This is a genomic window from Bradyrhizobium genomosp. I (2014) (assembly GCF_000261685.1).
Classification (GTDB): Bacteria; Pseudomonadota; Alphaproteobacteria; order Rhizobiales; family Xanthobacteraceae; genus Bradyrhizobium.
On the sequence record NZ_AJQE01000372.1, the window covers coordinates 1 to 1868 of the forward strand.

The window sequence follows — 1868 nt, forward strand, 5'->3', positions numbered from 1 at the left end:
GCGGCCCTTCGGGTCCGGATCATGCTTTACGCGAAGGTGATGTTCTGGTCCCGCAGCGGCACCGAGCGGATGCGCTTGCCGGTCGCGGCGAAGTACGCATTGAGCACGGCCGGCGCCGCGACGCCGATGGTCGGCTCGCCGACACCGCCCCAGAACCCGCCGCTCGGCACCATCACCGCTTCCACCTTCGGCATCTCGTTGATGCGCATCGAGTTGTAGGTGTCGAAGTTGGTCTGCTCGATCTTGCCGTCCTTGACGGTGCAGCCGCCATAGAACAGCGCGGAGAGGCCGTAGACGAAGGAGCCGGCGATCTGCCGCTCCACCTGCGCCGGATTGACGATGTAGCCGGGATCGGTGGAGGCGACGATGCGATGCACCTTGATCTTGCTGCCGTCGGTCACCGAGATCTCGGCGGCGCCGGCGACATAGCTGCCGTAGCCCATGACCTGCGCGATGCCGCGATAGACGCCCTGCGGCGCCGGCGTGTCCCAGCCGATTTTCTCGGCGACGGCGTTGAGCACCGCGAGGTGCTTGGGGTGATTGCCCATCAGCCTGCGGCGGAATTCGAGCGGGTCCTGGCCTGCGGCCCGGGCCAGCTCGTCCATGAAGCATTCCATGTAGATCGCGTTGTGATTGACGTTGACGCCGCGCCAGAAGCCCGGCGGAACGTGCGGATTTCGCATCGCATGCTCGATCAGAAGGTTCGGCACCGAATAGCCGAACGCGGCGTCGCCGGATTGGGCGACGCCCTGGAATGCGACGGGATCCATGCCGCTCTGCAGCGCTTCAGGGCGAAGCGAGAACAGGATCGACTGCCCGGACAGGCGGTAGTGCAGCGCGACCAGATTGTTGTTGGCGTCGAACGCGCCGGTCATCTTGCACTGGGTGATCGGGTGATACCTGCCGTGCGCCATGTCCTCTTCGCGCGACCACAACAGCTTGATCGGCGTGCCCGGCATCTGCCTGGCGATCATGACCGCCTGGCGGACATAGTCGGTCTGGCCGCGCCGGCCGAAGCCGCCGCCTGGCATCACCTTGTGCACGTCGCATTTCTCGGCCGGCAGGCCGGAAGCCTCCAGCACGGCTGCGAAGGCCGCCTCGCCATTCTGCGTGCCGCACCAGACCTCGCATTTGTCCGCCGTGTAGATTGCGGTGGCGTTCATCGGCTCCATGGTGGCGTGGTTCTGGTAGGGATAGGAGTAGACGGCCTCGACCTTTTTCGCGGCGCCGGCGATCGCCGCCTTGGCGTCGCCGTTCTTGTTGCCGACATAGGCCGGCTGCGAATCGTCGAGCCCCTCGGCCAGCCATTTCGCAATTGACGCGCTGGAGACCTTGGCGTTGTCGCCTTCGTCCCAGACGATCGGCAACGCTTCCAGCGCGGTCTTGGCGTGCCACCAGGTGTCGGCGACGACAGCGACCGCGGTATCGCCGACGCTGACCACCTTCTTGACGCCCTTCATGCCGGCGATCTTGGCTTCGTCGAAGCTCTTCAGCTTGCCGCCGAATACGGGGCAGTCCTTGATCGCGGCATTCAGCATGCCCGGCAGCTTGACGTCGATGCCGTAGATCATGGCGCCGGTGGTCTTGTCGACGGTGTCGAGCCGCTTCACGCCCTTGCCGATCAGCTTCCAGTCCTTCGGATCCTTCAGCTTGACGTCCGCCGGCGGCGTCAGCTTCGCCGCGGCCTCGGCGACCTTGCCGTAGGTCGTGGTTCGGCCCGAGGGCGTATGGGTGATGACGCTGTTCGCGGCCGTGCATGCGGAGGCCGGCACTTTCCACGCATCGGCGGCAGCCTGAATCAGCATCACGCGCGCGGTGGCGCCGCCCTTGCGGACATAGTCCTGCGATGAGCGGATGCCGCGGCTGGC

The 1868-nt window shown here is 65.9% G+C and carries 1 protein-coding gene; it reads right to left on the reverse strand.

Features of this window, described 5'->3' with window-relative positions; genetic code table 11:
- Positions 1-26 precede the first annotated feature (26 nt).
- Positions 27-1868 (reverse strand): xanthine dehydrogenase family protein molybdopterin-binding subunit (locus IC50_RS32720; RefSeq protein ID WP_035715212.1); only part of this gene is annotated, 1842 nt, incomplete at its 5' end.